Source organism: Prolinoborus fasciculus (assembly GCF_056724605.1).
Window position 1 is genome coordinate 1 of record NZ_JBWZQN010000114.1, and the last position, 3,168, is coordinate 3,168.

At 41.1% G+C, this 3,168-nt stretch carries 3 protein-coding genes; all 3 read left to right on the forward strand.

From position 1 onward, the window contains the following. Positions 1-225 precede the first annotated feature (225 nt). Positions 226-1,215 carry a LysR family transcriptional regulator gene (locus AC1P5O_RS16300; protein WP_005103940.1) on the forward strand — a complete coding sequence of 330 codons (990 nt, stop codon included), beginning with the start codon at positions 226-228 and terminating at the stop codon, positions 1,213-1,215. A 127-nt stretch (positions 1,216-1,342) separates the two neighbouring features. Continuing rightward, the gene (paeA, locus tag AC1P5O_RS16305; protein ID WP_004280552.1) at positions 1,343-2,665 is read left to right on the forward strand and encodes a polyamine export protein PaeA; all 1,323 of its coding nucleotides are present in this window, start codon (positions 1,343-1,345) and stop codon (positions 2,663-2,665) included. Positions 2,666-2,727: 62 nt separating this feature from the next. Next, positions 2,728-3,006: a hypothetical protein gene (locus tag AC1P5O_RS16310; protein ID WP_004645748.1), complete on the forward strand. Its 279-nt coding sequence runs from the start codon at positions 2,728-2,730 to the stop codon at positions 3,004-3,006. The last annotated feature ends 162 nt before the right edge of the window (positions 3,007-3,168 follow it).

Sequence of the window (3,168 nt, forward strand, 5' to 3'; positions counted from 1 at the left end):
TCAGAGGAATAGCAACACGATATGATAAGCTAAAGTGTAGCTATGAGGGGGCAGTTGCATTAGCTTGTATATTTATTTGGCTACCTTTATCGGGTAAATTCTATACTTGAAATGTCAACAGACCCTAGTGAGCACATGGCTTTTTTTCATCGGCGCTTTACACAAGGCCTGGCAATTATGGCATAATCATCATAATTTCTTGTATTTATTCTCGGTATTTCTTTTATGAATCTGGAGCGGGTCGATCTCAATCTATTAATTTATCTTGATGTACTTCTTCGCGAAAAAAATGTCACACGTGCAGCAGAACAATTGGGTGTTACCCAGCCTGCCATGAGTAACATCTTGCGCCGATTACGCAATTTATTTAATGATCCCCTCCTGATCCGTTCTTCTGAAGGCATGACCCCAACCGAACGTGCTTTAGAATTACAACCACGTATTCGGGATGCCCTGGCTGACTTGTCGATGATTCTGGAACCACGTACCGAGTTCCGTCCTTATACCTCAAATCGTGTCTTCCGGATCATGACTTCGGATTATGCGGAAGCCACACTGGTTCCACGTCTGGTCAAAGCCCTACGTTCAGAAGCTCCAAATGTTGTTCTCGACTTCTTAACACCAAGTGATGTGTCGTATCGTGACATGGAACAAGGCAAGGTCGATCTGGCAATCAACCGTTTTAATGAAATCCCACAAAGTTTTCATCAGGTATTGGTCTGGCGTGACAGCTTTTCTTGTCTTTTAAATAACAAGCATCCTGCCGCAAGCAATTTAAACCTTAAAAGTTACCTGGATGCACAGCATATCTGGGTTTCTAAAACCGGTATGGGGGTTGGCTTCGGGGTCAATCCTGAAAAACAGGCTGGTTTAGGCTGGATTGATCAGGCTTTAGAGCGGATTGGCCAGAAACGTAAAATTTCGGTCTTTACCCGTCATTATCAGATGCCGGGTTTATTGGCTTCCAATGTCGACTTGGTCGCAACACTTCCTTCACGCATCGCACGCCTGCAAGCAAAGAATCACAATTTAATTCTAAAAGATCCGCCATTTTATATTCCGGAATTTGAATTGAAAATGGCATGGTGTCCTTTATTGCATCATCATCCGGCACATCGCTGGTTACGTCAGCTGATTTTATATGTTGCACGCCAGATGATTGAAGAAGAAAATCGTGAATTCCTGAGCAATAATTCTCAATTTTCACATTATTAAACTCAAAATCTTCTAAATTCTTATTTTTTAAGATTATACTTTGAAGACTTGAGCTGTCGTTGTTACACCTCAAGTCTTTTTTTGTGTTAAAAATATCCCAAGATACTATTCATCCACAGGTGGATTTGTGAGCCTCTTACAAAATATCGTGATTATCTTAATACTCATCACGGGGGCCGGTTTTTTATCTTTAACTGAAATCGCCCTCGCAGGTGCCCGTAAAGTCAAACTCAAAATTCTGGCTGAGTCGGGTGATCATCGCGCTCAAAAAGTTTTAGATCTACAAGAAAATTCTGCGGACTTCTTTGCAGCCTCTCAAATTGGTTTAAATGCAGTTGCCATTCTCGGCGGTATTTTAGGTGAAGGTGCCTTCCGCCCTTATATTTATAATTTTGTTTCCCGCTTTTACCAAGGACCTTGGGCTGACAATATTAGCTTTGCGCTCTCCTTTACTGTCGTCACTTCATTATTTATTTTATTTGCGGACCTGATGCCGAAACGTCTAGCCATGATTGCGCCAGAAAAGATCGCAGTCTCAGTCATCGAGCCAATTCAGATTTTCATTAAAGTCTGTAAACCTTTGGCCTGGTTTATTAACGCGATTGCCAACATGCTGTTCCGTCTGTTTAAAGTAAATACCATCCGTGATGACAATATTACTTTTGATGATATTTCTGCAGTGATGGATGCGGGTGCACAGGCCGGTGTACTCCAGAAGCAGGAACACCATTTCATTGAAAATGTATTTGAACTTGAAGAGCGTAACGTACCTTCAAGTATGACCACACGTGAAAATGTGGTGTTCTTCACCTTGAATGAACCGGAAGAAAGTATTCGGCAAAAGCTGGCAGAATATCCCTACTCCAAGTTTCTGGTATGTAGCAATGACATCGACAGTGTGATTGGCTATGTCGATGCCAAAGACATTCTGGTGCGTATTCTGAACAACCAGTCGCTGCTGCAGCTCAATGAAAATACCATCCGTAATGTGTTGACCATTCCTGACACTTTGACCTTATCGGAAGTTCTGGACCGTTTCCGCTCTACCAAGGAAAAGTTTGCCGTCGTCATTAATGAATATGCGCTGGTAGTCGGAGTGATTACCCTATCCGATATTATGATTACCGTGATGGGTGACTGGGTGACGCCTATTGAAGCAGATCAGCAAATTATTAAACGTGACAATAATTCCTGGTTGATTGAAGGCAGTACACCGATTGAAGATATCAAGCATGCGCTTGAAATTGATGAAATGCCTGATGATGAAAATTATGAAACCATCGCTGGCTTCATGATGTATAAATTACGCAAGATTCCACGTCCTGCAGATGCCGTGATATTTGGTGCTTATAAGTTTGAAGTGGTTGACGTCGATCATTTTAAAATTGACCAGTTGCTGGTGACCCGCTTGATCGAAACCAATTCAGTTATTCAAGAAGAATCAGATTAGTCTGGTTCTTCCTTCTAAGAAATAGTAAAAATTATTCTAATAAAAAAATCATAAGGTGAGTGATGAATATTTCTGCATTATTGGCATGTCTGTTTTTTTATTCAGCCTTGTATTTGTTTTACTTCTTCTTTGCCAAACAACAGAATCCCCTGCTTTTACTCGCAGCCATCATTCTGATGGTTTTAACAGTTTTCATTATTCCCTACCCGCATGAACGTCGCCGTCAAGGTTTCGACTCGACCTTGAGATTTGGAGAGTATTTTTATTGGCCATTAATCACGTGGTGGCGTTTATTTATTCTGCCCATCAGCTGGCTGATTGCACTGATATATCGTGATTAAAAAAGCACCTTTGGGTGCTTTTTTTTAGATCTAGTTTGTCCCGTCCTGAAATAAGTTTACACCTTAAGAGACTTATTTTATGGAACATAAACGAGAACAACGAGTTAAACGTACACAACGTGACTATAGCTTTGCCTTTAAAATGATGGTGGTACATGAAGT